Annotated in this window: 20 protein-coding genes; 16 read left to right on the forward strand and 4 right to left on the reverse strand. The window is 37.5% G+C overall.

Translation table 11 applies throughout. The annotated features are described in order from the left end of the window. Positions 1-21: 21 nt before the first annotated feature. The 8 genes from ACIGAM_RS11585 to ACIGAM_RS11620 all read left to right on the forward strand — a co-directional run bounded on the left by ACIGAM_RS11585 (position 22) and on the right by ACIGAM_RS11620 (position 6054). Entirely contained in the window at positions 22-1071 is a 1050-nt protein-coding gene (locus tag ACIGAM_RS11585) for a flavin monoamine oxidase family protein (RefSeq protein ID WP_396511595.1), read from the forward strand. A gap of 13 nt (positions 1072-1084) precedes the next feature. Continuing rightward, positions 1085-1738 (forward strand): YIP1 family protein, encoded by a 654-nt coding sequence (locus ACIGAM_RS11590; protein ID WP_396511596.1) that lies wholly within the window; start codon positions 1085-1087, stop codon positions 1736-1738. Positions 1739-1746: 8 nt separating this feature from the next. Next, complete coding sequence (locus ACIGAM_RS11595) at positions 1747-2397, forward strand: hypothetical protein (protein ID WP_396511597.1); 651 nt, start codon at positions 1747-1749, stop codon at positions 2395-2397. A gap of 66 nt (positions 2398-2463) precedes the next feature. Next, positions 2464-3171 (forward strand): DsbA family protein, encoded by a 708-nt coding sequence (locus ACIGAM_RS11600; RefSeq protein ID WP_396511598.1) that lies wholly within the window; start codon positions 2464-2466, stop codon positions 3169-3171. Positions 3172-3301: 130 nt separating this feature from the next. Then, positions 3302-4114 (forward strand): molybdate ABC transporter substrate-binding protein, encoded by an 813-nt coding sequence (gene modA, locus ACIGAM_RS11605; protein WP_396511599.1) that lies wholly within the window; start codon positions 3302-3304, stop codon positions 4112-4114. After that, positions 4107-4511: a molybdopterin-binding protein gene (locus ACIGAM_RS11610; RefSeq protein ID WP_396511600.1), complete on the forward strand. Its 405-nt coding sequence runs from the start codon at positions 4107-4109 to the stop codon at positions 4509-4511. The genes modA and ACIGAM_RS11610 overlap by 8 nt, the downstream gene beginning before the upstream one ends. After that, the gene (modB, locus tag ACIGAM_RS11615) at positions 4508-5179 is read left to right on the forward strand and encodes a molybdate ABC transporter permease subunit (RefSeq protein ID WP_396511601.1); all 672 of its coding nucleotides are present in this window, start codon (positions 4508-4510) and stop codon (positions 5177-5179) included. The genes ACIGAM_RS11610 and modB overlap by 4 nt, the downstream gene beginning before the upstream one ends. Next, positions 5176-6054 (forward strand): ATP-binding cassette domain-containing protein, encoded by an 879-nt coding sequence (locus ACIGAM_RS11620; protein ID WP_396511602.1) that lies wholly within the window; start codon positions 5176-5178, stop codon positions 6052-6054. Before modB ends, ACIGAM_RS11620 begins: the two co-directional genes overlap by 4 nt. A 166-nt stretch (positions 6055-6220) precedes the next feature. On the opposite strand, the gene ACIGAM_RS11625 is transcribed toward ACIGAM_RS11620, so the two are convergent. Further along, positions 6221-9826, reverse strand: coding sequence for a ShlB/FhaC/HecB family hemolysin secretion/activation protein (locus tag ACIGAM_RS11625; protein WP_396511603.1), 3606 nt, complete (start codon positions 9824-9826; stop codon positions 6221-6223). A 255-nt stretch (positions 9827-10081) separates the two neighbouring features. Beyond that, positions 10082-10948 carry an SdiA-regulated domain-containing protein gene (locus tag ACIGAM_RS11630; RefSeq protein WP_396511604.1) on the reverse strand — a complete coding sequence of 289 codons (867 nt, stop codon included), beginning with the start codon at positions 10946-10948 and terminating at the stop codon, positions 10082-10084. Positions 10949-11154: 206 nt separating this feature from the next. On the opposite strand from ACIGAM_RS11630, the gene ACIGAM_RS11635 reads away from it, so the two are divergent. Then, the gene (locus ACIGAM_RS11635; protein ID WP_396511605.1) at positions 11155-12039 is read left to right on the forward strand and encodes a DUF808 domain-containing protein; all 885 of its coding nucleotides are present in this window, start codon (positions 11155-11157) and stop codon (positions 12037-12039) included. Positions 12040-12093: 54 nt separating this feature from the next. Beyond that, positions 12094-12318 (forward strand): tautomerase family protein, encoded by a 225-nt coding sequence (locus tag ACIGAM_RS11640; protein WP_396511606.1) that lies wholly within the window; start codon positions 12094-12096, stop codon positions 12316-12318. A gap of 9 nt (positions 12319-12327) precedes the next feature. Here the strand turns inward: ACIGAM_RS11640 and ACIGAM_RS11645 are convergent, their stop codons facing one another. Together ACIGAM_RS11645 and ACIGAM_RS11650 are read right to left on the reverse strand one after the other, a co-directional pair. Next, the gene (locus ACIGAM_RS11645) at positions 12328-13104 is read right to left on the reverse strand and encodes a DUF1080 domain-containing protein (protein WP_396511607.1); all 777 of its coding nucleotides are present in this window, start codon (positions 13102-13104) and stop codon (positions 12328-12330) included. Between the two features lie 34 nt (positions 13105-13138). Then, positions 13139-16171, reverse strand: coding sequence for a beta-L-arabinofuranosidase domain-containing protein (locus ACIGAM_RS11650; RefSeq protein WP_396511608.1), 3033 nt, complete (start codon positions 16169-16171; stop codon positions 13139-13141). 502 nt (positions 16172-16673) lie between these two features. Here ACIGAM_RS11650 and ACIGAM_RS11655 point away from each other — a divergent pair. The 6 genes from ACIGAM_RS11655 to ACIGAM_RS11680 all read left to right on the forward strand — a co-directional run bounded on the left by ACIGAM_RS11655 (position 16674) and on the right by ACIGAM_RS11680 (position 25909). After that, the gene (locus ACIGAM_RS11655; RefSeq protein ID WP_396511609.1) at positions 16674-17279 is read left to right on the forward strand and encodes an RNA polymerase sigma-70 factor; all 606 of its coding nucleotides are present in this window, start codon (positions 16674-16676) and stop codon (positions 17277-17279) included. 76 nt (positions 17280-17355) lie between these two features. Further along, a complete protein-coding gene (locus ACIGAM_RS11660; protein WP_396511610.1) occupies positions 17356-18468 on the forward strand; it encodes a FecR family protein in 1113 nt (370 codons plus the stop codon). Between the two features lie 10 nt (positions 18469-18478). Next, entirely contained in the window at positions 18479-21835 is a 3357-nt protein-coding gene (locus ACIGAM_RS11665; RefSeq protein WP_396511611.1) for a SusC/RagA family TonB-linked outer membrane protein, read from the forward strand. A gap of 10 nt (positions 21836-21845) precedes the next feature. Further along, positions 21846-23306, forward strand: coding sequence for a RagB/SusD family nutrient uptake outer membrane protein (locus tag ACIGAM_RS11670; RefSeq protein ID WP_396511612.1), 1461 nt, complete (start codon positions 21846-21848; stop codon positions 23304-23306). Next, positions 23293-24759, forward strand: coding sequence for a hypothetical protein (locus tag ACIGAM_RS11675; RefSeq protein ID WP_396511613.1), 1467 nt, complete (start codon positions 23293-23295; stop codon positions 24757-24759). The genes ACIGAM_RS11670 and ACIGAM_RS11675 overlap by 14 nt, the downstream gene beginning before the upstream one ends. Positions 24760-24769: 10 nt before the next feature. Beyond that, entirely contained in the window at positions 24770-25909 is a 1140-nt protein-coding gene (locus tag ACIGAM_RS11680; RefSeq protein ID WP_396511614.1) for a cytochrome-c peroxidase, read from the forward strand. Positions 25910-26011: the final 102 nt, after the last annotated feature.

Raw genomic sequence — 26011 nt, forward strand, 5'->3', positions numbered from 1 at the left:
AAGCTTCCTTAATTTTACTAGATGATACTAATAATAGGTGCGGGTTTAAGTGGGTTGTTAATAGGATACCGTTTACAGCAAAAAGGAATTCCTTTTAAAATTTTAGAGGCCAGAGATCGCATAGGTGGTAGAATACGTACCGCCTTTGATACGGCTGAGACGCCGGTAGAAATGGGTGCTACCTGGTTTGGCGATCAACATAAACATTTAAACGCTCTACTAAAGGAGCTTGGCCTTTCTTCTTTTGAACAGTATATGACGGGTAAGGTGTTTTTTCAGCCATTCTCTACTTCTCCGGCACAATCTATACAAGTACCCAGCCAACCGCCCAGTTATCGTATTGCCGGCGGCACTTCGCATTTAATACAAACACTTTATAAAAAGTTAGATCAAAATTCGGTTTTGCTTAATCAGCCGGTGAACGAAATTCAGTTTCATTTTGATAAAGTAGTCGTTAAAGCACGTGAAGTTTTTGAAGCCGATAAAGTGGCTCTCGCGCTTCCGCCAAAATTGTGGTCTAAGCGTATTCAATTTTCACCGGCTTTACCCGATTTAATAGTACATACGGCACAACAAACACAAACCTGGATGGAAGATTCTATCAAAGTGGCACTAACTTTTAAGACACCATTCTGGAAAGAAAATAAGCTATCGGGAACCTTGTTTAGCAATACCGGACCTATAACTGAATTTTACGACCACTGCGATCACAAGCGTTCTAAATATGCGTTGTGTGGTTTTATGAATGCTTCTTATAAGTTGCTTGATAACGATGAACGCCAGATGCGGGTTATGAACCAGTTACAAAATGTTTTTGGCGAACCGGTAACCCGTTTTATTGAATATAAAGAATGCATCTGGAGCCGGGAAACGCATACCTATGAATCTTCTGAGAGTCCGCTTTTTCCTCATCAAAATAATGGGAATCCTGTTTTTCAGGATTCATTTTTTGAAGACAGATTACTGGTGTCGGGTTCAGAGACGGCAACTGAGTTTCCGGGATATATGGATGGTGCTGTATATGCAGCAAATGAAACCGCTCAAAAATTAATAGATGGTGAAAACCCTTAAAATAAATTAGCCTATGCAACAAACCAATACTCCTCAGGAATCTGTAGAAAACCTGACAGACCGTGAACTATTTACTCGAATATGGGTGTTTCCGCGGGAAGTTTTCAAATTTATAGAAGCTAAAAAATACGACGAGCATGTTTATGTGTTGCTCATTTTAGCGGGTATTGTGCGCGGATTTGACCGCGCTATCGAAAAAGATTTAGGAGATAATTTAAGTTTGGGAGCCGTATTGGGTTTTAGTATTGTAGGCGGTGCTCTACTGGGGTGGGTGTCGTATTATATTTATGCTTCGTTACTTAGTTATACCGGTAAATGGATAGGTGGTAGAGCAGATTCTAAAGGTATTCTACGGGTATTGGCCTACGGGTCGTTACCTATGATTTTAACCCTTGTATTTTTAGTACCACAGGTAGGTATTTACGGAATAGCATTATTTCAGGCAGAGGGTGATATTACCGGCGGTGGAATGTTAGAAAATATTGCATTCTGGGGTTCGGTTTTATTAGAAACGGTTCTGGTAATTTGGTCTCTTGTTCTCATAATTATTGGTATTTCTGAAGTGCAACAAAGTTCAATAGCCACGGCAATCTTAAATCTGCTATTGCCTATAGTTATTTTCATCTTACCCATTTTACTTATTGCAGGTCTTTTTTCAGTATTATAAACTAAAATATGTATAAACAGCTGGTAGTTTTAGTTGCTTTAGTGTTTTTAAGTTCTTGCGTTGTTAAGTTAAATGGTTTACAGGCGTATCAGGATTTAATTAATCGCGAACCTATTACAGATTTTAAATCCTATCTACCGGAAGAAACACCGCTTTTAAAATCTAATACCGACTATAAATTCAGTTTAAATGTAGAAGATCCTGTACTTATTTATAAAGCCGATTCGTTGATTCGATCAAATTTTATAATGCTTCAGTTTGCTCCGAAACCAGATAGCATTTATACTATTTCGGTATATAGTCTATGTGATTGTTTAGGTATTAAAAAACAGTTATTTGTACCTCAAATGCAGCTAACAGACATTGAGGGTAATAGTTTTAAGGCGAACCTGGTGGCGCAGAAAATAGATTATCCTAAAAAAAGTAAGGCAAAGGCACTTTCATTTATGCGAGAATATGTTTTGGTAGCATCATTAAAAGATACATTACGTATTCAGATCTATGCAGACAACTCGAGACCTGGTCAGGAAGTAGATAATTTTTCAGTTAATACACTGGCTGGTTTGTTTCCCCTTGCAATACCCTTCTCTCTAAAATCAACTACTGTAGGAGATTTTGTCATTCGCGTTTCGGCAGCGCCTAAACTTAGCGCATTGTAAGGTATATGCTGTTTTAACGACTATTTTATGGTAACCCCTATAAATTATAACATGACACCAAATACAATGAAAGTCGAAATATGGAGTGATATCATGTGTCCGTTTTGCTATATAGGCAAGCGTAATTTTGATAAAGCTTTAGAGCAGTTTTCACATCGTGACCGCATAGAAGTTATATGGAAGAGTTTTTCATTAGCACCAGATCTTAAAACAGATGCTTCGATACACAGCAAACAGTATTTACAAGATCGCAAGGGTATGAATTCAGAGCAGGCACAAAATGCGATAGATCACGTAACCGATTATGCTAAGGCAACCGGTCTTGATTTTGATTATGATAAGGTAATTGTCGCAAATACACATAAAGGGCACCAATTGATACATCTGGCTGGTCAGCAAGGTCTGCAGGATGCTATGAAAGAACGCTTGTTGAAAGCGTATTTTATAGACGGTTTAAATGTAGATGATACAAATGTACTTGTACAGTTGGGTGTAGAAGTAGGCCTTACTGAAGAAGCGATACATACCGAATTGAGAGAAGAGAACTTTGCTGCTTTTATAGAGCAGGACATAGCAGAAGCACAGCAACTGGGAGTAAGCGGTGTTCCGTTTTTTGTTTTTGACCGAAAATATGCGGTTTCAGGAGCACAACCCGAAGAGCAATTTTCTGAAGTTATTGATAAAGCATACAGCGAGTGGCACGCTAAACACAATTCGCTAGAATTTGAAGTGATGCAAGGGCAGAGCTGCGATGCAGATGGAAATTGTGATTAAGAAAAATAGAACTAGTACATTATTGATGAGCGCTTTCAGAATCCTGAAAGCGTTTTTTTTTAGTACACGGTAAATTTTAGACGATTTGTTCTAGTTTCTCTCAGAGTAAGTTCGTTTTAAAAGCCTTATTTTGTTATCACTCATACTCTATTTAAAAATGCACAACAGTTTTAAGATTGTAAATAGACTGCTCGTAGTTTTAACCGTACTTGGTATAAGTATGCTTTTGATTACTTGTAAACAAAAATCTGAAACCGTTTTAAGTATCGCAACTGCGGCAAATATGCAGTTTGCAATTCACGAATTAGCAGCAGACTTTACGGCCAAAACAGGTGTAAAATGCCAGATTGTAATAAGTTCATCAGGTAAACTTACCGCTCAGATTCAAGAAGGCGCACCCTATGATATATTTGTAGCGGCAGATATGAATTATCCACAGGCGGTTTATAATGCCGGGATGGCGGTAAACCCTCCTAAGATATATGCATACGGTAAACTGGTTTTATGGTCTTATTCAAACGAGTCATTGCCTATTTTACGTATGCTTACCAGTGCCTCTATACAGCATATAGCACTCGCAAACCCTAAGACTGCACCCTATGGCAGTGCGGCAATTTCAGTATTAAAAAGTCAGCATTTATACGATTCTATCTCCCATAAGTTGGTTTATGGCGAAAGCATAGCTCAGACGAATCAATTTATAACTTCCGGCGCAGCCGAGATAGGCTTTACAGCATTAGCAGTAGTAAAATCTCCTGCACTTAAAAACAAAGGAAACTGGGCCGTTATCGATGAAAAACTTTACGATCCCATAGCTCAGGGCGTGGTGGTGCTTAATCGGGAAGGCGCAAACTTAAATGCGGCAGCGGTTTTTTATGATTATCTTTTTTCGCCTGAAGCGCAGAAAATACTTTCAGATTTTGGATATTCGGGAAATGAATAAACTACACGGTCATATACACGCTCTGGAAGTAAGTAGCAATTTAACGATAGTTGAGGTTGCTGTGACTTTTGAATTATTTCTCAAAGCAATCGTGATTGATACCCCGCAAACTGCAGACTATTTACAAAAAGGACATAAAGTATCGCTTGTCTTTAAAGAAACTGAAGTAATTATAGGAATAGGTGAGCAATCTAATGTGAGTTTGCAAAATCAACTACCTGCGACCATTTTAGGTATTGAAAAAGGAAAATTATTAAGTAAAATCAAACTCAATACTACTGCCGGTGCTCTTACTTCAATCATAAGTACAGCAGCAGTTATGAAGCTAAATCTTGCGGTCTCAAGTGAGGTTGTAGCAATGGTTAAGTTAAACGAAGTTATGCTAGGTAGATTATGAATTGGGAACCTCTATTGCTCACATTTAAACTTGCTCTGGTGGTTACTTTAATTTTATTAATCATCGCAACTCCCATTGCATACTGGCTTAGCAACTCTAAATCCCGTTTAAAACCGGTTGTAGAAACCTTAGTAAGTATGCCTCTGGTTTTACCGCCCACCGTTTTAGGATTCTATTTTTTAATGGCATTTAGTCCTAATAACGGGGTGGGAAGTTGGTTAAATTCTGTTTTGGGTATAAAACTGGTTTTCTCATTTACAGGATTAGTAATTGCTTCAGTAATTTACAGTTTACCGTTTATGGTGCATCCTATACAATCTGGTTTGAGTTCAATCTCCAGGTCCATTACAGAAGCTTCTTACGTGATGGGAAAATCAAAATGGGAAACCTTATTTAAAATTCAGTTACCTCAAATTAAACCGTCAATACTAACCGGTATAGTATTGTCATTTGCGCATACGGTAGGAGAGTTTGGTGTGGTTTTGATGATAGGTGGAAACATTCCCGGTAAAACAAAAGTAGCATCTATAGCAATTTACGATGAGGTGGAAGCACTTAATTATGACGCGGCTAATTTTTACTCGTTGGTACTTTTTGCAATCACTTTTTGCATACTGCTTCTGGTTTATCTCGTAAATGGAAACTACTTTAAAAGCTTCTTCAAATGATAAAACTTGATCTCAGCAAAACGTTACAGGCGGCGGAAGGGGAGATGACATTACGTTTAAATCTACAAATTGAAGCGGGCGAGTTTGTAAATCTTTATGGGCCTTCGGGTGTGGGCAAAACCTCGACCTTACGTATGATTAGCGGTTTAATGAAACCCGATTCAGGAACTCTTAGTGTTCATGATGAGGTTTGGTTTGATGCCTCAAAACAGGTTAATCTTCAGCCTCAAAAACGAAAAGTAGGTTATGTCTTTCAGGATTATGCTTTGTTTCCGCATTTGACTGTTTTAGAAAATCTAAAGTTTGCTCAAGCTAAGGGAATTAAGAATAATTCAATCCCAGATCTTTTAGAGCTCATGGAATTAGGCCAGTTGCAAACGCGTAAACCCGATACATTAAGTGGTGGTCAAAAACAGCGCGTTGCGTTGGCACGGGCACTCGTTCAAAAACCTAAAATTCTATTGCTCGATGAACCACTTGCAGCTTTAGATACTACCATTAGATACAAGCTGCAAGAGTATCTCAAACGCGTACATAACGAATTTAATTTAACCACGATACTTATCTCTCACGACATTAGCGAGATTGTAAAACTGGCAGATCGAGTAATTTGTTTAGAAAATGGTTTAATTACAAAACAAGGAACTCCCGAGCACGTATTTATAAATCAAAATCTAAGTGGGAAATTTAAATTCACCGGCGAAGTTTTAAAGATAGACACTGAAGAAATTATAAGTATTGCAACTGTACGCATACATACCGAAGTCGTTAGAGTGGTTATTCAACACGAGGAGGCAGAAGATTTAAAACCCGGAGATAAGGTGCTGGTTGTTTCTAAAGCGTTCAACCCTTTGCTTTATAAATTAGAAGTATAGTTTAGTATTCAACATTTTTGATTTTTAGAAAAACAAGTAGTTTGTTTCTATAGTATAAAGGGACTAGATGTATCATATTTACTTCGGTTTAAAACCACAATGGTATAAAACAAAAAAATCCTGCTTCGTAAAAGCAGGATTTTTAATTGATTTAAATTTTTATTTTTTAGAAGGCAAAACCTAATGTAAAAACTAAGCGGTTAGACTCATCACTCAGGTAATAGCCCACATTTGCGGTAAGCGCTTTAAAACCGTTAATGAATACAGAACCCCCGTAACTGTTGTGCCATTGGTCTGAATTATCATTTTCCGTCCATACACGACCATAATCAAAACCTGCAGAAACACCTATACGTAGCGGTATAAAGTTGGTTTTAATTTCAGAAAGTCCTACACGTAAATCGGTGCTTTGATAAAATGATGTTTGCCCATTAAAACGCTCATTTCTAAAACCTCTTAAACTTTGATTTCCTCCTAAAGTAGCCCCGTGATAAAACTCGTAGTTATCCCCAAAGTTCATATGTGCACCTACTTTTGTTGCTAAAACGGCCATTCCGCTAGGATGTAATGGAATGTCTACTGAGAAAGTTGGTTTTAAGTATGTAAATTCGTTATTATATTCATCAATATTAGACTTGTAACCTGCAACTAGATCAAACTGGTATCCCCTTCTAATAAAAGCTATTTCCCCTGCCTTATTTTTATATTGAAAGCTTGCCTCAGCACCGGCATAGGTTTGATTTTCAAATACATCATCTGTAGGATTCAAATTTACAGGAGGTATACTAATACCTGTAACACCGTTTATGTCGTACTCAACATTGAGGGACTCAATACCGGCACCTAAACTAATTGTTACATTATCCTTTCTGTATTTTAGAGATGGAAAAACACTCCATTGTTTGATGCGTACCCGGTTAAAATCACGATCTACACTGTCATCGTTATAAGGGGTATCGTTTCCGGTACCAAAATAATTGATTGCATAATTAGGACTTGTATAGCGTGCATCTAAGGCAAAATTCCAGTTATAAAATACATGAGCAAACTCGCCTTGGTAAATTAGCTCAAAACCGCTCGTTGCTGAGTAGAATTGGGCAGTTAAAGATTGTTGCGTTTTGAAGGGATTGTTAGCTAAACCATAAGTTGTATAGGTATCTTTTACACCTATTTTGAAGCCGGCATCAGGATCAAAACCAACACTAGGGAACATCGTATTTGCATCAAGTTTACGAGACACATCATTGTAGTTATTTATAGCATAACTGTCTACTAACCATTTACTGGTAGCTTTGTTTGTAAATGTATTTTTCTTACTCTTGTAGTCATACACTTTTGCACGTTGAGTGTTTTCAAAATCGTAAATATCATTATTCTCACCACCTAAAATTTTAAGTGGAATATAATGATCACCAGTTCCTGTTATTTTAAAGGTATCTTCATCATCAAGACCATAGATCCAGATTTCTTTAGTAAGAGACTTATCATAGGTTCTCTCAAACACGATATCTTCTGATGTGGTTAATTTTATTGTCGTTTTCCCGTCTGGTTGACGTGTAATTAAGAAGTCATCTTTTTCACCGGTACCGGTAATAATCTGGTGACTCATTAAATACTCGTAATAGCGTTTTGCGATAGATTCAAGATTATCGCGGCGACCCTTTAAACTACGTTTGATATTATCAATGCTTTCATCCTGTGTTGCCTCGGGAAGCGTTGCAAAAGCTTTATCTATTGTTTCGTCAGTTAGATTTTCCTGAATAAATTGCACTTGTTTTTCCCAGTCTGCCCAGGTAATTTCCTTCAAAAAAGCCTGATCAAGTGGATAGGCATAACGACTCATCCATTTAACATTATCAACATCCTCGTCGTATTTTTCCATAGAGCGAAAATCAATCATCCCCATTTTTAGAATACTAAGTACGAGACCGTCGTACTTAGGAAACGCCTGGTCACGATCACGACGAATGGCTTTATAACTTTTCTTACCATCTTCTTTTTCATATTCCGCCCAACGCCATTGATCATAATGACGGTCATAATCACCTACCATAAAATCTATCAGTCGTATTTTAAGATAATTAGGTTCATCAACCTGATTTTTCTTAGAATTGCGGGTTTCTTCTAACAAATCTTTAGTGCTTATAATGTCGTCTGCATTTCCAAAACGTGCAAAATCTTTGTTTTCATCACCTGCGTGAGCTTCAAACATATACAGTTTATCACCATAATCTTCATTGTAAATACCCAGTTGTTTCTGTTTGGGTAAATAATAAAGTTTTGGCTGCGCATTGTAAATATCTAAACTATCAAAAATAGGATTTAAAGCAAATGGCGCATAGGGTTGTGCAGTGGTATAAAAGTCCTGTACTATATCTTCTGCAATCGTATTCTGCATAAAATCTTCAACGTAGTGATCTTTAATTTTAGACTGAATAAAGCGTACTGCACTTTTACGAATTTCACGAGCCGTATATTCATGTTCTTCATCATCTATAAGGCGTAGTGAGCGTGATTGATTACCACCTCCTTCAGAAATTGCACGAAGATTTCCAGATAATTTTGATAAATCAAGTACAGGAACTTCAACCTCTCTACTGTATAAATCGCGATAGTGATTACCCCATAGTAAGCGGTGAAATCCACTCTTGTTAGTTTCTTCTTTTGTATAAATCGAAGTCTTAAATGTAGATCCTAAATTACTGATGTCTGGATATGTTACCTCCTCGGGCTGCGTCTGCTCAGAACGAATTACTTTTTCAAAGAGCTTTTTAGTCTCTGAACTTCCGGTCTCAAAAAATTCAACCTTTGTGCTGCGATTTTTATAAACTGTAAGTCTGGCAAAACCATTTGTTTTTGCTGCAAACTCATCGTCTTTTGTCTTACGTACCTTATCGAGTTTTGAAGAAGCTGCACCACTTATAATTTGTGGTACATCATGATGAGTAAGGTATTGAAGATTTCTATCGCTTGCTGAAACAAAAATTACATTAGGAAACATACCTGCTAAGGTTTCTAATGTACCGCCTAGCTTTTCTCGCTCATTGCTGTGAAAATCCTCTTTGCTAGTACCACCAATACTCTCAATAAAACTTTGTTTAGAGTTTGAGGATACTGAATGATATACAGCAACAATCACCGTTTTATTTTGCTCGTCTTTTAAATCATCTTTAAACTTTGCAAAAAAATCATCACGAGTTTTAATATCGCACTTGTTGTTGAGATACAGATGATCATCCCAGTCTTCAAGAAACCATTGTGAATCTATCATCAACAGTTCGGTATTTTTCATACCTAGATCTTCAATTTCACGAGGACAACCGTCATTGGGCCAGAATTTGACTTTACTATGGTCTTGTATAAAAGACTCCATATCGTCAATGTTTTCGTGACCATTCTTATTCCATTCATTCTCGCCTGGCATAAAAATTACATTCCCATTAAAACCGCTTAATGGTTTCATTATGCTGCTTTCCAAAAGTTCTTCTGTTTTCTTTTGATCAGATTTTTTTGGAGGATACCCGTTTTTAGTGATGTTTCCTAAAGCTACGAAAGTTGCATTTTTATCGCTTTTAGACATCGTATTAATTGCTTGCAAAACAGACTGGGTGGGATTGTCAGTTTGTAATTCGGTATTGCCTGTAAAATAGAAAACCTGTTCTATTTCTTTTTCTTGTGCAAAACCAAAATGGCTTGCAAGTAGTATTAGAACCAGACAAAAATGTACTTTATTAATCTGGAAAATTACCGCAGGTGCGTATTTCTGAATCATATGGTGGAGGTGAAATTTTGAAAATCGAAAGTATATTAAATATGTTAATGCTTAAAAAGTTTTAACCCTATATAACACTGTTTTAATGAAGTGTTAAGAGTTTTTTAAGCCTATATAACTACAAATAATTTTTTAATATTAGTTTCAACTGAGAACTCTAGAGAATCACTGATAAATCAGTTTAATCTAGAAGGGTATTCTTAAGTATTTTATTTACTAGTGGAGGTGATAAAATTAAATTATTTGAGAACTCGATTATAAGTCGTCTAGGGTGACTTCCATTATTGTAGCCACTCCTGTAGCAGCCTCATTTGCAATATAAAGTTTACCGTCTGGACTAAAAGTAATTCCTTCTGGCTGTGCAAAATGAAAGGTATTTAACTCGTGCAATGCTTTAAAACTTCCGTTGGGCTTCAGGATAAGTAATTTTGGTTTTTTACCATCTACAATATAGTAATCTCCAGTTTGGGGATGAATTGCTAAATCTGAAGGATTAAAGGTTTTCTGTTCTTTTTTCTTTTGAAAGCCCGCAAAAGCCTCGGCATTCATATCTATTTGTACAACCGGGTTTTCTTTCTGAATTTTAGTATCTAGCGGAATTTCATAAAGACCTTTAAAACGCTTTTCATTAAGCCCTTTATCTTTAGAAACTGTAATGAGATTGCGGGTTTTAGGATTAAAAGCGAGACTTTCAATATTATTATCTTCGTCAAAGGGCGTATTAAAATGGCTTACACTTATGCTGTCTTGGGCATAGTTAAGAACCTCAAAAATGCGACCGTCGCTGCGCATTATATAAGCGTTTGTGCTATCTAATGCGATTGCCTCATAATCACCATTTTCAGCAAATTCTACGTCGTATGAGATCTCTTCGCTACTTAAATTATAATGGTAAATATAACCGTCTTCATCTTGTATACAGGCGAGTGTAGAATCGTTAACCCAGGCCAGACCACTAATTTCATTTAAAAGTTCTGGCAATTCCCAGGTTTTTAAAATAGTGTATGTAGCATTTTCGAGAATCTCTTTTTCTTCAGCAATTGATTTTTTATAAAAAGCATAGGATAATATGCCAGAAAAGCACAACGCGCCAACGATCACATAATGTGCAAGGTATTTCATAACTGGGGTTTAATAAGACATAGATTAATCTTAATTGAGGTAAAACTAAGAAATAGAATTCTACACGAGTCTGGCTTTAAAATAACTTTAATGTTTATATAGTTTATGGTATTCTCCACAAACGGAAATTATAGAAATTATAAAATATTTAATTCAATTTTAAAAATCGGGAACTTATATTGCTGCCCTAACCAAAAACAGGTTTTATGGCTTCAGGATTTTTTGCCCTTTTAGATGATATAGCAGCATTAATGGATGATGTTGCAGTAATGAGTAAGGTTGCCGGTAAAAAAACTGCCGGGATTTTAGGCGATGATCTTGCTGTAAATGCAGAAAAAGCTTCGGGGTTTATGTCTGAACGCGAACTGCCTGTTTTGTGGTCAATTACTAAAGGTTCGCTTCTTAATAAAATTATTATTCTCCCAATTGCTTTCTTGCTGAGTGCTTTTTTACCGGTCGCAATAACCGTGATTTTAATTTTGGGAGGGCTCTATCTTGCTTACGAAGGTGCAGAAAAATTATATGAGTATTTTGTACCTCACGAGAAACATAACGACATTCAAAATCTGGACGATCTCTCTGAAGAGGAGCTAATGACCCGTGAAAAGGAAAAGGTAAAATCTGCAATTTTAACCGACTTTATATTGTCTGTTGAAATCGTAATTATAGCATTAGGTACCGTGAGCACAGAACCCATAGCAACTCAGATTGGCGTTGTTACTGTCATTGCTCTTGTGGCTACCGTAGGCGTTTATGGTATTGTTGCACTTATTGTACGTATGGATGAATTTGGAACCAAATTAATCAACTTAAATGAGGAGGAAGATAGCTTTTCAGACAAGGTTGGTTTGTTTTTAGTAAATGCATTGCCATGGGTAATTAAAAGCCTTGGCGTGATAGGTACCATTGCACTTTTCCTTGTTGCCGGAGGAATTTTTGTGCATAATCTGGACTTTTTTCATCACTTAGAAGAAATTCTGCATTTGCCAGCAATCATTTTTGAATTCCTTACAGGATTGCTTATTGGCTTTATAGTTCTTTTGATTTTTAACGGTGCTAAAAAGATAATTAAACCCAAAGCAGCGCAATAAAGTTTTTATAGCTTACTAGTTTTGCTTCGGAATCTAAATAAATAAAACAGCACAATGCCACACATCACACTAAAGAGTTTTCCATTAACTGAAGAAGAGCGAACAAAAGTAACCGAAGCATTATCCCAAGCCTTACAACAATCTCTAGGTAAGTCTGAAGCTTCTATTTCTGTCGCAATAGAAGAAGTACCCAAAGAAAATTGGCAAGAAAAAGTTTATAATGCCGAGATTGGACCAAATATGGATACGCTTACTAAAAAACCGGGTTATTCATATTAAAATTTTTGCTTATAACTTTTTAAGCTTGATATCTTTAAAGATAACACCCTGACCTTCGGCCTGTAAACCTATATAACCGCTTGTAAGGGGTTTACCATCTACTTTATATTGTGGGGCAAAACCATTGGCAACTTCGCCACCGGTCTGAGTTTTTGTGTACTCGAGCACTTGCTCACCATTTACTTTATGAATTACGAGCGAGTCTTTATAAACGATGAGATCTGCTTCAATCCACGTGTCCCAGGTATAGGTTTTTGAAGATGAACTGATACAATGGTCATTAGATTTTTCACCCTTATAAAACACATCGGTTCCCGGCGAACACATATTTCCGGTAGGTCTGGGCTTGCCCGGTTCAGCTTCTGCCAGCATTTGATATTCTACCGAAATAGGCCAGTCTTGCTCCTTTAAAATAGTTTTAGGGTTTTGTGAATGAAACATAACGCCACTGTTGCGATATGTATAACTGGGTGCATCCTGCATCCACTCATCTGTAAACTTGTATTTGAATTTTAGATGAAATGATTCATAGGGTTGCTTATAAAATAAATGTCCGTAGCGGTTGTCAAACGTCTCATAATCTTCATAACTCACCACAATGGCACTGTCTATAACACGAAAGGTATTGGCATAATTATCGCCTAACTCGTGATGAAAAAATTTGGCTTCCCAACCATCTAAATTTTTACCATTAAACATAGTTTCCCATTCATTTTCTGCCGGTTGATTACAAGAGAACAAACCTAATATAGGAAGTATGAATACCATCAATTTTAAAACACGCATAATTGTAGTTGTTGTTGTGTTATAAATATCGGTATTATTCTAAAGCTACATCAAGATAAACGGAATGTCTTCCGTAGGTTTCATAAAAAGGTTTAAAATTCACACCATCTATTGTAAATTCTAAGTGTTCAGGATTCCCCAAAATGGTTTCTCCCAGATTATTTGCTTTTAATACTATTTTTCTCCAATCTTTACGAGGTGCATCTTCTTGTGCTGCTAGTAAAACCGGGCCATAAAACAAACTTGCGATATTCTGCTGATCCATTACCGGGTCTAAATGAAACTGAAAAGGCATTGTTAATTCTACCGTATCTCCATTTTTCCAAGTTCTGTTTATTGAAATATAGGTACCGGGCATTGCTTTTATTTTTTGAATCTTGCCGTTAATTTTTACTATAAATCCGCCGGTTGCCCAACCAGGTACACGCACATTTAGATCAAATTTTCCTTTACCGTTTACCGTTAATAAGGTGTGATCTTCCTTAGGAAAGGTCGTTACTTGCTTTATAGTGATGTTGCGTTCTTTCCAGTCTAAAGTAGAAGGAATGTACAGGTTTACATACAACGCTGTGTTACTTTCATTTTTAAAATAAATCGAATTTTGAAGTTTGGTGCTGCTTTCTAATGCCGTACCATTACAACAGGTAAAACCTTTCATATCTGCATTCCCAAAATGCTTTTGAGAACCCGGGCGTAATGGGATGTGATAGGTGTTTGCGGGGCTATCCTCTGCTACCGACGCTAATATCTGATTGTATAATCCCTGCTCGTAATAATCCATATATTCGGGACGCTGATCGTATAAAAATAAGTTGCGGGTAAGTTTGAGCATATTGTAAGTTCCGCAGGTTTCATTTTGACCTCCAGATGAAAGTCCGTTTTCATAAAGCGTTGCCGGCTGGCTCACAAAGCATTCTGCATTTGCTGGATTACGGGCACCTGCCACACCACCTATGCTGTACATATAATCATTTTTGGTCTTGTACCAAAAATTATCGGCAACCTTAAAATATTCGGGAGCGTTAGAATCCCGATACATTTCTAATGCACCTACAATCTGTGGAATGTGCTGGTTTGCGTGTAAACCGCGAAAAGTATCTACATTTTTAGCAAGACCGTGAGAGTGTTGTGCGTCACCATAAAACATATCGATATTGTCAAACAGTTTTGCTGTTTCGAGAAAGCGAGGTTCGTTTGTAATACGCGATAGACGTGCCATGGCCTCATTCATTCCGCCAAATTCTCCTGCGATATAGGTGTTCCACATACTAATGAGAGTTTCGGTAGGAACCTGACCTAAACGGGCGTGTACCCAATCTCCCATACCTTTTGCAATTTCAAGAGCTTTTTCATTTCCAGTAACCTCATACACATCCATCAGTCCTGCAAGAATTTTATGCAGTGTATAATAGGGCGCCCAGATTTTTGTGTTTTCGGTACCGTATTTAGCACCGTGTTCTAGCATGATAAACTGGTCTGGCGGGTATGCGCTAATAAATCCTATTCCCCAGTTCCAGTAATCGTTTCGAATTCCTGCCTCGCTCAAGTCTGAGTCATAACCGGTTTTACCTGCTGCTACAGGAACCGCTGTAGGCTCTGAAACAAAACTGCCACCTGCCGTTTTAGGTTTACCCGAACGTTGTGATAACTCATAAAGCGTATTGACCATATAGTCAATTTTTTCGGCGAATGCTTTTTGAAGTGTTACATTATAGCTTGTGCTGGCGTAGGCTTGAGCAATAGCAGTAAGATAATGACCCGTAGCGTGACCGCGTAATTTGGTTTCTTGTGAATCCCAAACGCCTAAAGGTTCTGCACCCTCCGGTTGTGGTTGACCAAAAGCATTACGAAACATATACAAAAAAGCATCTGGATTGGTATCGACAAGAGTATTGATGAACTTATCCCGGTTCTCAATAAATTTTGAACTGTGCCCTTTTGAATCTGCATTAAGCGAAACAGCGCTAAGATCAAAAGTTTCGAGTTTGCGTTCTGGTGTATTTTGTGTGCTTGCAGTAGTTACAGTTACTGTTGCTTTAGGTTTAAAACTGGTGCCGGGGACATTTCCGGTTACTTCATAAGTGCCTGTTTTTAATACCGAAGCATTATCTGTAGGAGCAGGCCAAAGAACCCGTACCTGCGGACCATTAATTCCTTTTTTATACGCGCCATTTACATAACGGGGTAATCTGGGTAATTGTCCTACAAGCGTGGTGACAGTAACATCAAAGACTCCAGTTAAAAACTGATTATAAAGTTGGGGTGTATCTTTAGGAAACTGCGGTAAGTCATCTTCAAGTTCTTTACGCTCATTTACAACGCCTTCTTCACCTTTAAGAGAGTTATTATAAATCGTATTTATTTGATTTTCGCTTAACGGAATTCTATAAATTCTAAAATCATGCAATTTACCATCAAGGGATTTGCCTATAGTAATTTTAGGATTTTCACCAAAAATTTCATCTAAATTAAATTTTAAATCACCGGCTGTTTTTGCTAATTCACCATTTATATAAGTGTGCATAGTCTGGGCAGGAAAATCGATAACAACGGTTATATGTTGCCATTTTTTTACAGGAAGTGCTTCGATTTTAGTTTCAGCAATTACTTTGGAATTTTTAGTAAGTCTGGTTACTAAACCATTTTCATTTTTGGTTTCTGAAAGAGCTACAAAGAATTGAGTAGTTGTATCTTTTCCGAAGTTAAAAAATTCTGCGTTTTGAACTTCAGAATTTAAATATATCCAACCCGAAATACTAAGTGATTCGATGTCATTTAGGACAGCGGCAGGTAGCGTGATGTAAGTTAGAGATGTAGCTTTTAAATTTAGTACTTTATCAAATACGGGATCTTCAACAAATGAATATTCTGAACCTTTTAGTGTTCCGTGCAAGTTATTCCTCGACCAGTCCTTTATGTTATCATCAAGAACGTAACGTGCGATAAGCCCTGTTTCTCCAATACCGTCCAGAATTTGATCTCCGTTTTGCGCGTGTAATTGTGTACTATAGAAAATAGCGCATAGGAAGTAAAAAACCAGGTAAGGAGAAAATTTAAAAGCATTCATAGTTTTAGATTTAGAAAAACTGCTAATATGTAGGCCTGTGATATACATTTTTAAATAATATAGCGAAGCATACGAGTTACGTAAAGTTACAATTAGCGGGATAAGATTCTGATCTGATGTTAACCGTACTTGATACTATTTTAATAGAATAAGACAAAACAAGCTCATCAAATGGAGAGAATAGTATCAAAAAAGAAATTGTTGAACAATCTCAGATCAAAGTATCTGCTCTAGAAGACGCTGCTACTTTAAAAGAATCATTCTTAGCACACGTGTCGCGATTAAGATTGTTATGAAAGTTTGAAATTAAGCAAATGCGTACCACGGGAAATATCTTGTAGGGGAGATATGAGCAATTTAGGCGAATACAGGATTCTTAAATTTCATAAGCTTTTAAGAGCGACTAAATAATTTAAATAAGTGATTATTCAATTTAATTTTTCTGCCATTATTCATTTTCATTCTAAGTAAGCCTTAAGTTTGTAGTTGTAAGACTCATTTAATGCCCCTACAAAATAAAGACGTTACAGATGCATTGCTATTTTCTCAATTCAAAAAAGGAAATGAGCGTGCCTTTACGCACTATTTTGAGTTGTATTACGCGGCGCTTGTTGGTTTTAGTAAACAATTTGTTTATGATGAAGATCAAGCACGGGGAGTAGCTCAGGAAGCTTTTGTAAATCTTTGGGTAAATAGAAATCTGGTTGATAAACCTGCCGGAATTAAATCTTTTTTATATACCTCGGCAAAATCTAAATGTCTCAATCTATTAAAGCACGAAAAAGTGGTGCGTAAATATCATGACAAAACCCTGGCCGATAAAGAACGCAATCTTAATTTAGAAGTGTTGCATGCACTCGATTTTGATAGTTTTGGCTTATTAGAATTAGAGGAAACAATCGCTCATTTAATTACAGAATTGCCAGAGCAAACGCAGTTGATATTTAAAATGAAACGGATTGAGCATAAAAAAAATTTAGAAATAGCTGAGGAGCTTTCCATTTCTGTAAAAACGGTAGAAGCCCATATGACACGGGCATTAGCCTACTTAAGAGCATCCCTTATCGACTACCTTCCGGCCTTTTTAATTGCTCTAATTTTAAAGTAATCTTAAAAAATTCACAATTTAACATAGGGTTTGTTGATACTGAGTTGTACCTAATATAAAGCAACTCTAAAAATCAATGAATTCATCTATTCTTTATAAATACTTTAATAATGAAGCTTCAGAAGAAGAAGTGGCTTTATTGTTTGATTGGATAGCAAAAGATCCTCTTAATAAAAAGGAGTTTATCAGATTAAAAACGGCCTGGGCATTATCAGAATCCAGTACGATTGCACCTGCACATTTAAAACACGATAGAGCACAACTTAAACTTTCTAAAAAAATATTTAAACCCTGGCGCTATGCGGCAATCCTTATAGTTCTGGTAGGAGTGGGCCTTGCCTGGTTTTCTTCCAGACAAAATAATTCTACGATCGAGGAGGCTATTGTGCTTGAGATTAATCAAGAAGAGAATCATAATCTTACAAATGCTACGCGTAATGTTATTACCACTTTAGAAGGTACGGTCGTTGCAGAAGTTGCTAAAGATGAAATTCATTTTCTGGAGCAAAAAGATACGCTTAAGGTGGCCAGCCAATTAATTAAGGTACCCTTCGGTAAAACCTATAAGATTATACTCTCAGAAGGTTCGGTGGTGTATTTAAATGCGGGTAGTTCACTTCAATTCCCAAGTTCATTTACCGGCAAAACCCGTGAAGTGAGACTTACCGGTGAAGGTTTTTTTGATATAGCTAAAAATGAAAATCAGCCATTTATAGTACACGCAGCAAGGCTTAATGTTCGCGTTTTAGGAACTCGTTTTAATGTACATGCTTACGCCGAAATGAATAGCGTTGAAACAGCACTTGAAGAAGGGCGTGTACAGGTAGGACTTGAAAACGGTTCAGATATAGAAATAAACTTAATTCCCGGCGAAGTGGCTACCTATACAAAGCGTTCTAATAACCTTATTAAATCTAATAAAAATATAGAAGCTATTACTGCCTGGACTCGTGGCGAACTACTTTTAAATAATACCCCCAGCACCGAAATATTTAGAACGTTAGAACGACATTTTAATGTTAAGATTCTAAATGATTACGAGGCACTCAATAAACAAACCTTTAGTGGGGCCGTAAAATTAGAGCGTAGTATTGAAGAAATTTTACAATTACTAAAGCTAGACACTCCATTTGATTTTACAATTAAAAATAACCAAATCACCATTACTCAACCTTCTCCAAAAAACTAAGCCTTTGCGTATGAATTCATTATTACACACCTTTAAAACAAGTCGTGTTTTAAAAATAATTTTTGTTTTTATAATTCTAATAACCACTCAAAATGTATTTTCTCAGCAAAAGTCTATTACCCTTGATTTAGAAAATACCACTTTAAACCAGGTAGTTAATAGCATCGAAAAACAAACTACCTATCGTTTTGTTTACAATGCCGGAAAGGTAGATTTACAACAACGCATACAAGCTAAAACCATAACGGGCACAATAAAAACACTGCTTAATGCAGTTTTTAATACTCTTCCCTATAGCTATCGCATTCAGGGAGAACAAATCATTATTCTGGCTACTGAAGTAGAAATAACCCAGCAAACCCAAACGCGAGTTATTAAAGGTAAAATTACGGGTCCTGATGGGTACGGACTTCCGGGTGCTACGATTAGAATTCTGAATACAGGTAAAGGTGCGATGACCAATCTTGACGGCGAATTTCTCTATAAACTTACCGGAACTCTTATTGAAGAAACCCAACTTGAGATAAAATATTTGGGTTACGAGTCTCAAATTATATTGGTAGGTGATCAAAGTACGTTTGCAATTCAACTTACTGAGGCTCAAAACGAGTTAGACCAAGTGATTATTACTTCTTCTTATGGAACTAAAAAATTAAAGGAAGAGGTCGTAGGAAGTATTGTTACACTTACTAATGAAGAAATACCCACACAGCAAGCTACCGAAAGTGTTGATAAAATGCTTGAAGGACAACTAGCCGGTGTTTTGGTTGAAAATACATCTGGAGTAGGTGGCCCGGTAAAAATTAATATACGCGGTCAGGGTTCATTAACACCTTTAGGTAATGCTGTTTTAGGAACTTCTACCCAACCTCTAATTATTATAGATGGTGTTATAATGACTGAAGAAACAGGTATTGATAATGCCTTTTTTGACGGTTCAGGAACTGCTGCAGAAACCTTTAATAATCCTTTGGCACAAATAGCTCCAGATGATATTGAGAGTATAAATGTTTTAAAAGATGCAGCCGCTGTGGGTGTTTATGGTGCAGATGGTGCAAATGGGGTTATTATAATAACCACAAAAAAAGGAAAGCGTGGTAAAACAAAGTTTAACTTTTCGTCTCAATTGGGTATCTCTGAAGCGATTAATCAAATCAAGTATCTAAGTGGTGATCAATACACGCAATTACGCAATGAATTCCTCAAAAATACAGGAGGTAACCTTTTACCACAATCAACGGTAAACACCAATTGGTTTGACTTACTGAATCAAACAGGTGTTTACAAAAAGTATAATTTAAGCGCCTCAGGTGCTTCAGAACGCTTTAACTACAGAGCCAGTGTAACTTATTTAGATATAGATGAACCCCAGGTGGGTAATGGTGCTCAACAAGTTAACGGAAATGTAAGTCTTGGGTATACTGCACCTAAATTTAATATAGGAATTTCGCTTACACCTAGCTATATAAAAAAGACAGAGCCTAACGCATATTACAATTACGCTTTCATCCCTACAATAGCGCCGTATAATGAGGATGGCTCTTTTGCAGACATAGGGGTTACCACTCTGGCAAACCCCTTTGCTGCAATAGCGCAAAACAGAAATGAATCTGATGCTTACGGCATCTTAGGAAGCTTAAATGTAGGATATCAACTTACTCCCGGTTTAAAGGTTTCTTCTCTTTTTGGTCTAGATTACAAAGACAAAACGCAGGATCGCTATTTTTCTGGGGCAAATGAAAGCGGACAAGGTAATGGAACTTTTAGTTTAGATGGTGTTAGTTATCCCAAATGGGGACGTAGACTTATAAACGATAGAAATTCTACGCGCTGGAACTGGCAAACACAAGCCTTTTACGAAAAGCAATTAGGTGTTCACCGTTTTGATATTTTGGGCGGTTTAGAATTAAGTGAAGAAAAAACCGATTTGGCTTACGATTCGGGTACCGGTTTTATCAATCCGAGTGTGATTAATGCCGTGAGCGATGCCATACAAGATGATGATCCTGCTACCGAAGTTGATGAGCGTCTTTCAAATCAGGTATATCGCGTTGATGTCAACAACAACTCGAGAGTTTCGTACTACTCGCAGTTTAATTACAATTATAAGGGTAAATATTTTCTTCTCGCAAACTTTAGAAGAGATGAAAGTTCTGTTTTTGGGACAGATAGTAACGTAGCGTATAATGGCGGTGCAGGTTTGAGCTGGATTGTTTCTAAAGAAAATTTTCTAAGTTCTGTAGATTGGCTAGACTTCTTAAAATTAAAAGCCAGTTACGGAAGTACAGGTAATTCTCGCATAGGTTCGTACAGATCTCTGGGCCTTTACAACCGCAGAATTAATGGTGGTTATAACTTTCTTAGCGAAGCTTCTCCCAGTGCAGCACCCAATCCTAAGTTAAAATGGGAAAAGAATAATAAGTTCAATGCAGGTCTAGATCTCAATCTATTTAACAGGTTACAACTTACTGCAGAATATTATTATGATGATTTACAAGATTTAATCACCTCTCGCGATATCCCAACCGAAAATGGGTTTAGCTCCCTGCAGCTTAATGCAGCACAGATGTACAATAAAGGTTTTGAATTTAGTGTGCGTATGAAGTGGTTTACCGCAGAAAAATTTAAATGGAGCACCTCTTTTAATTTGGCAACGCTAGATAATAAAGTGACCGATTTAGTAGGTCTTGGTAGCGATTACTCGATTGCTTCAAATGCTTTGGCTCAAAAAATAGGCTACAGCACCTCTACCATTTGGGGAATTAACTGGGTAGGTATCGATCCTGCTACAGGACGTGATTTGGTCTCTAAAAACGGACAAGTTTATGACTTAGCCACCTATCGCTCTTTATTTAATGAAGATGACTGGGAGCCTATAGGCAATAGACAACCCGATGTTTATGGCGGTTTTAGCAACACTTTTCAAATAGGGACAGGGTTTACACTGGCAGTTAGAGGTTCTTATCAAATAGGAGGTAAAGAGCTTATATCAGATATATTGTCCTCACAGTATAATGTAACTACAAATCGTAATCTTTCTGTAAATGCTTTTGATTACTGGCGTGGTCCCGGTGATACTTCAGCTTTACAGCCGGTAGTAACCAGCTCAAATCCGCTGGCGTCAAATATGAGCAAGAATGTATATGACGCCACATTTGTAAAATTAAGTAATATCAATCTTTCTTATAACGTGCCTATAGATACTTCAAAACTCTTTTTAGATCAGCTTTCGGTATTTGTAGATGTTTCTAATGTTGCGTATTGGTATAAAGATAACCCTGCAAATGGGCGCAATGGTATACGCGAACTCAATTTTACCTATCCTCAGGCACGTACAATTTCGTGCGGATTAAAAACCAGTTTTTAACCAGACAGTTATGAAAAATATATTTTTAAAATTTACGATAGTGTTGCTAAGTCTTAGTGTTTTAGGCTGTAGTGACTTTTTAGAACAAGAACCCGGTAGTCAGATATCTATAGACGAGCAACTGGCAACTAAAGAAGGAATACTCGAGGCGCTCGCGGGTTTATATTCTAATGTAGAAGCTACACTACGTACGAGCCCTTATACAGTTTATGCAGATTTACAAGGCGGAAATATAAAATTCTCACCCGTAGCTTCGGGAAGTAGAGTAGGTCAAATCAATGTGCCGGTAAATCTGGAACAGGTTTATAGCTTTACTGATACGGCTTTAGATAGTGACCTGGATAGTTTTTACGATGCCTGTTATACAAATGTAAACGCAGCTAATCTTATTATTGAAAATCTGGATACTGCCGCAAATCTTTCCGCAGAAGAGCGTGATCAAATTCACGCAGAAGCGCTTGTGTTTAGAGGATTAATGCATTTTATGCTGGTACAGGTCTATGCGCAGGATTTTCATTTTTCTTCGGAAGTTAAAAAAGGAATTGTTTATAAAACCGAAAGTTTACAGGAAGAATTGCAGTATGCCGCCAGAGCAACGTTAACCGAAACCTATGATGCAATTGCAACCGATTTTAATACCGCACTTAATCTTTTTACAGAGACACAGGTTCTTGCCGGTCCAGATTATTCGTATGTAAATTTAGCCAATGCTAAAGCTTTGTTAGCACGTGTTTATCTATCTCAGCAAGACTGGCAAAATGCTTTTGACCTTGCAGAAGATGTGATTTTAACTTCAGGTGTGATGCTTACCCCTCGGGCAGATTATGTAGCCTCATGGGAACAGCCACTGGCACCCATTTCTGAAACCTTATTAGAACTTTCGGTGCGACGAGACACTGATGGATCACTAGGAGGATCGCTGGCGGCAACTTACGGTATAAGTTCGTCAACCTCGTACGGCGATTTTGTTGCATCACAAGATTTACTCGATTTATACGCAGCAGATGATGTACGTAAAGACATGTTTATTGAGGCTTCTTTACCAACTTTAGAAGGGATACAGCAGGTAAACCGAAACTATTATTTTACTAAAAAATTTCAGGGAGAACCGTCTACTCCGGTCATACGATTGAGTGAGGTGTATCTTATTGCAGCAGAAGCGGCACAGCAACTTGGCCGTACTAGTGATGCACTTACCTATTTAAACGCAATTCGGGAACGAGCAAACTTACCAGCCCTTACCAATGCCACAAATCTCGAAGAATTAATTTTTCTGGAGCGCAGGCGCGAACTCGCTTTTGAAAGGCATTTACTTTTTGATCTTAAACGTCAGGGGCGTTCTATAAACCGCAATGACGGGTGTATTGCACAAACCTGTACACTCATTTACCCATCAAACTTTTTTGTACTTCCCATACCCCAAAACAATATAAACCTCAACGCAAATCTTATACAAAATGAAGGCTACTAAACTTTTATTATTACTCGTTTTAGGAATCATTTTGGCGTGTACAGATGACGATCTAAGCAATCAGGAAAATCAGGATTTTACATCTTTTGTACGATTTAATTTTCTAGTTAACAGCAACAACGAACCGCTAGAATTTCCTGAGGTAACCGGAAGCCGGCTTCCAATATCGAGGTATACCAATACTTCTTTAAAAACGGTTAAAATTCCGGTTAGTATGAGTTCGCGATCACATGAAGGTACGGTCACTGCGGCTTATGAAATCGCATCTACTTTACCGGCTTCGGCATATACAGCAGTACCCGAGCAACTTACTTTTACGGCAGCACAACCTACAGATACCATTTTTGTAAACTTTAATGACCGGTGGAGCGGTAGTGACCAACTCGAGTTTACCTTGACTTCGGTTTCTGACGCTTCAGTTCAACTGGGAAATTTAAACACTACGAGTCCTAATACAACTTTTACATTAGCACTGGGAGACATAAACACTTCGTATCGTTTTAGTACCAGTCGTATCGAGTTAGCCGGTACAGCAGGGGAGACCACCACTTTTAGAGTAGAATTTCCGGCAGGTTATATCGCTTCAGAAATTGATGATGCTTCTTTGTTTCAATATTTAAATGGGTTTGATTTTGATTTGGAACGCTCAAAATTAGGTGTAGATTTTATTGAATATACCCTTACGCTAAATGAAAATCTGGCTAATGACGATGTAAACTTTCAGTCTATTGTATCACTTGCGTCAGTAACCAATTATCAAATTTTAGGTAATAGTAATTTACTGGTAATAAAGCCTATTAAGACCAATCGGGTTTTAGCAACTAATCCTGCTTCGCATTTTTACGATACCAGCAATCCGTTTTACTTGGTACGCGGCGAAAACTGGATGGATCACGATAATGATGGCATATGTAGCTGGAGATCCTGGACGGCATTTGCGGTGCCTGTAGTGGTATCTGCAGATGATCCCAATGCGATTTTAGGTTCAGATAACGGTACTCCCGAGACCGATGATGATATTTATTATGACGCTTTTAAAATGGGTTTTAAGTCTTCTTTGCCTAACCGAACTACTAACCCGTTTAACCTGCAACGTTGGTTTGACAATGAGTCAACCAATGCAGATACTTCACCGGGTTTTAATATTGAAACGGCAATCGAATTTTTTCCTGAAAATGGAACCAGCACTACCCAGGGCACGGTTTCGGTCATCCCGCAATTTCTTGCGATTTCAAGCCGGGATGATAAATTGTATGAGTTTGCGATTTCTGGGTCAGGAACTTATAGACAGGTCAATGCGAGTCTTTGGAAAATAAAAATGCAGCTACGAGTTACCAACGAAGAATTGTATGGGGGCACCATAACTTCAGAATATTTTATATACAGTGACAGGGGCTATGAAGATCCTACAGACCTCCCCGGAAACAGTTGTGTAAATGAAATCGAACTTTAAACTCTTACCTATGCGATTGTTATTTGGATTACTATTTTTAGCAGGTGTTTGTTTAGGTTGTAAAGAACAGGCGGCAGAAGCAGATTATGAGTCTATAGCCTACTTACGGGAAGTCTATGCATCAGGGAATCTTGAAAATTGGCCAAAACCCCATTTAGATAGTTCTATAACAGACTTTGAAGATATTGGGCATTTGCCTGAAGTGATTCATCCTGAGGATAACCCATTTTCTAAATCAAAAGTAGACCTGGGTAAGAAGTTGTTTTTTGACCCACGATTGTCTGTTAGTGGACAAATAGCCTGTGCTTCGTGTCACAATTCTGAGCTGGCCTGGACCGATAATATTACACGTTCCTTTGGCCACGATCGTCAAAACGGCAAACGGAATGCGATGACCATTATGAACGCGGCATTTGCTCACGAATTGTTTTGGGATGGAAGGGCAAAAAGTCTGGAAGATCAGGCGCGTTTTCCCATTGCAGATCAGGTAGAGATGAATGAAGAACTGAATATTGCTGTTGATAAAATTGCAGCAGTTGAAGGTTATAAACCCTTGTTTAAAGAGGCGTTTGGAGCGGATGAAGTATCATTAGATAAAATTCAAAAGGCCATTGCAACCTTTGAGCGTACTATTGTAAGTCACACCAGTAAATTTGATCGGTTTATAGACAACAAACCCGAGGTGTTTACAGATGAAGAAGTGCTGGGATTGCATCTGTTTAGAACTAAAGCCCGATGTATCAATTGTCATAATACAGGGTATTTTAGTGATAATCAATACCATAATGACGGGCAGGTCTTATTTGGTACCAAAGACGAAGATTTTGGGCGCTTCAATGTAACCGGAGATACTGCCGATATTGGTAAATTTAGAACGCCTACCTTACGTGAAGTAGCCCGCACCGGCCCGTGGATGCATCACGGTCATTTCCCCTCTATAAAAGATGTTATTGAATTTTACAATCTAGGAAACCCACAGGTGGTTCAAAAACGATATTTAGGAACTCCCCGCGATTCGCTAATTCCTGAAGTCTCGCCATTACTTCAAAAATTAAATCTTACGCGGGATGAAATGAATGCTTTAGAGGCTTTTATAGGTACATTATCTTCGGGAGATACGCGTATACGTGCTCCGCAATTACCGCAATAGTAAATTAAACCCCTGTTTTCAAAAAACGTATAATCCAACTAAAAAAGTGAAGTAAGTATTTTTTATCTATTAAAAAGTGCTTTACGATGACTCTGTTATTAA

The sequence above is a fragment of the Leeuwenhoekiella sp. NPDC079379 genome, from assembly GCF_044542075.1.
Classification (GTDB): Bacteria; Bacteroidota; Bacteroidia; order Flavobacteriales; family Flavobacteriaceae; genus Leeuwenhoekiella.

Bases quoted from the DNA above. Each gene is read 5' to 3' on its own strand.
- ACIGAM_RS11585 (WP_396511595.1), top strand. From the start codon at position 22: ATGATACTAATAATAGGTGCGGGTTTAAGTGGGTTGTTAATAGGATAC.
- ACIGAM_RS11590 (WP_396511596.1), top strand. From the start codon at position 1,085: ATGCAACAAACCAATACTCCTCAGGAATCTGTAGAAAACCTGACAGAC.
- ACIGAM_RS11595 (WP_396511597.1), top strand. From the start codon at position 1,747: ATGTATAAACAGCTGGTAGTTTTAGTTGCTTTAGTGTTTTTAAGTTCT.
- ACIGAM_RS11600 (WP_396511598.1), top strand. From the start codon at position 2,464: ATGAAAGTCGAAATATGGAGTGATATCATGTGTCCGTTTTGCTATATA.
- ACIGAM_RS11610 (WP_396511600.1), top strand. From the start codon at position 4,107: ATGAATAAACTACACGGTCATATACACGCTCTGGAAGTAAGTAGCAAT.
- modB (WP_396511601.1), top strand. From the start codon at position 4,508: ATGAATTGGGAACCTCTATTGCTCACATTTAAACTTGCTCTGGTGGTT.
- ACIGAM_RS11620 (WP_396511602.1), top strand. From the start codon at position 5,176: ATGATAAAACTTGATCTCAGCAAAACGTTACAGGCGGCGGAAGGGGAG.
- ACIGAM_RS11625 (WP_396511603.1), bottom strand. From the start codon at position 9,826: ATGATTCAGAAATACGCACCTGCGGTAATTTTCCAGATTAATAAAGTA.
- ACIGAM_RS11630 (WP_396511604.1), bottom strand. From the start codon at position 10,948: ATGAAATACCTTGCACATTATGTGATCGTTGGCGCGTTGTGCTTTTCT.
- ACIGAM_RS11635 (WP_396511605.1), top strand. From the start codon at position 11,155: ATGGCTTCAGGATTTTTTGCCCTTTTAGATGATATAGCAGCATTAATG.
- ACIGAM_RS11640 (WP_396511606.1), top strand. From the start codon at position 12,094: ATGCCACACATCACACTAAAGAGTTTTCCATTAACTGAAGAAGAGCGA.
- ACIGAM_RS11645 (WP_396511607.1), bottom strand. From the start codon at position 13,104: ATGCGTGTTTTAAAATTGATGGTATTCATACTTCCTATATTAGGTTTG.
- ACIGAM_RS11650 (WP_396511608.1), bottom strand. From the start codon at position 16,171: ATGAATGCTTTTAAATTTTCTCCTTACCTGGTTTTTTACTTCCTATGC.
- ACIGAM_RS11655 (WP_396511609.1), top strand. From the start codon at position 16,674: ATGCCCCTACAAAATAAAGACGTTACAGATGCATTGCTATTTTCTCAA.
- ACIGAM_RS11660 (WP_396511610.1), top strand. From the start codon at position 17,356: ATGAATTCATCTATTCTTTATAAATACTTTAATAATGAAGCTTCAGAA.
- ACIGAM_RS11665 (WP_396511611.1), top strand. From the start codon at position 18,479: ATGAATTCATTATTACACACCTTTAAAACAAGTCGTGTTTTAAAAATA.
- ACIGAM_RS11670 (WP_396511612.1), top strand. From the start codon at position 21,846: ATGAAAAATATATTTTTAAAATTTACGATAGTGTTGCTAAGTCTTAGT.
- ACIGAM_RS11675 (WP_396511613.1), top strand. From the start codon at position 23,293: ATGAAGGCTACTAAACTTTTATTATTACTCGTTTTAGGAATCATTTTG.
- ACIGAM_RS11680 (WP_396511614.1), top strand. From the start codon at position 24,770: ATGCGATTGTTATTTGGATTACTATTTTTAGCAGGTGTTTGTTTAGGT.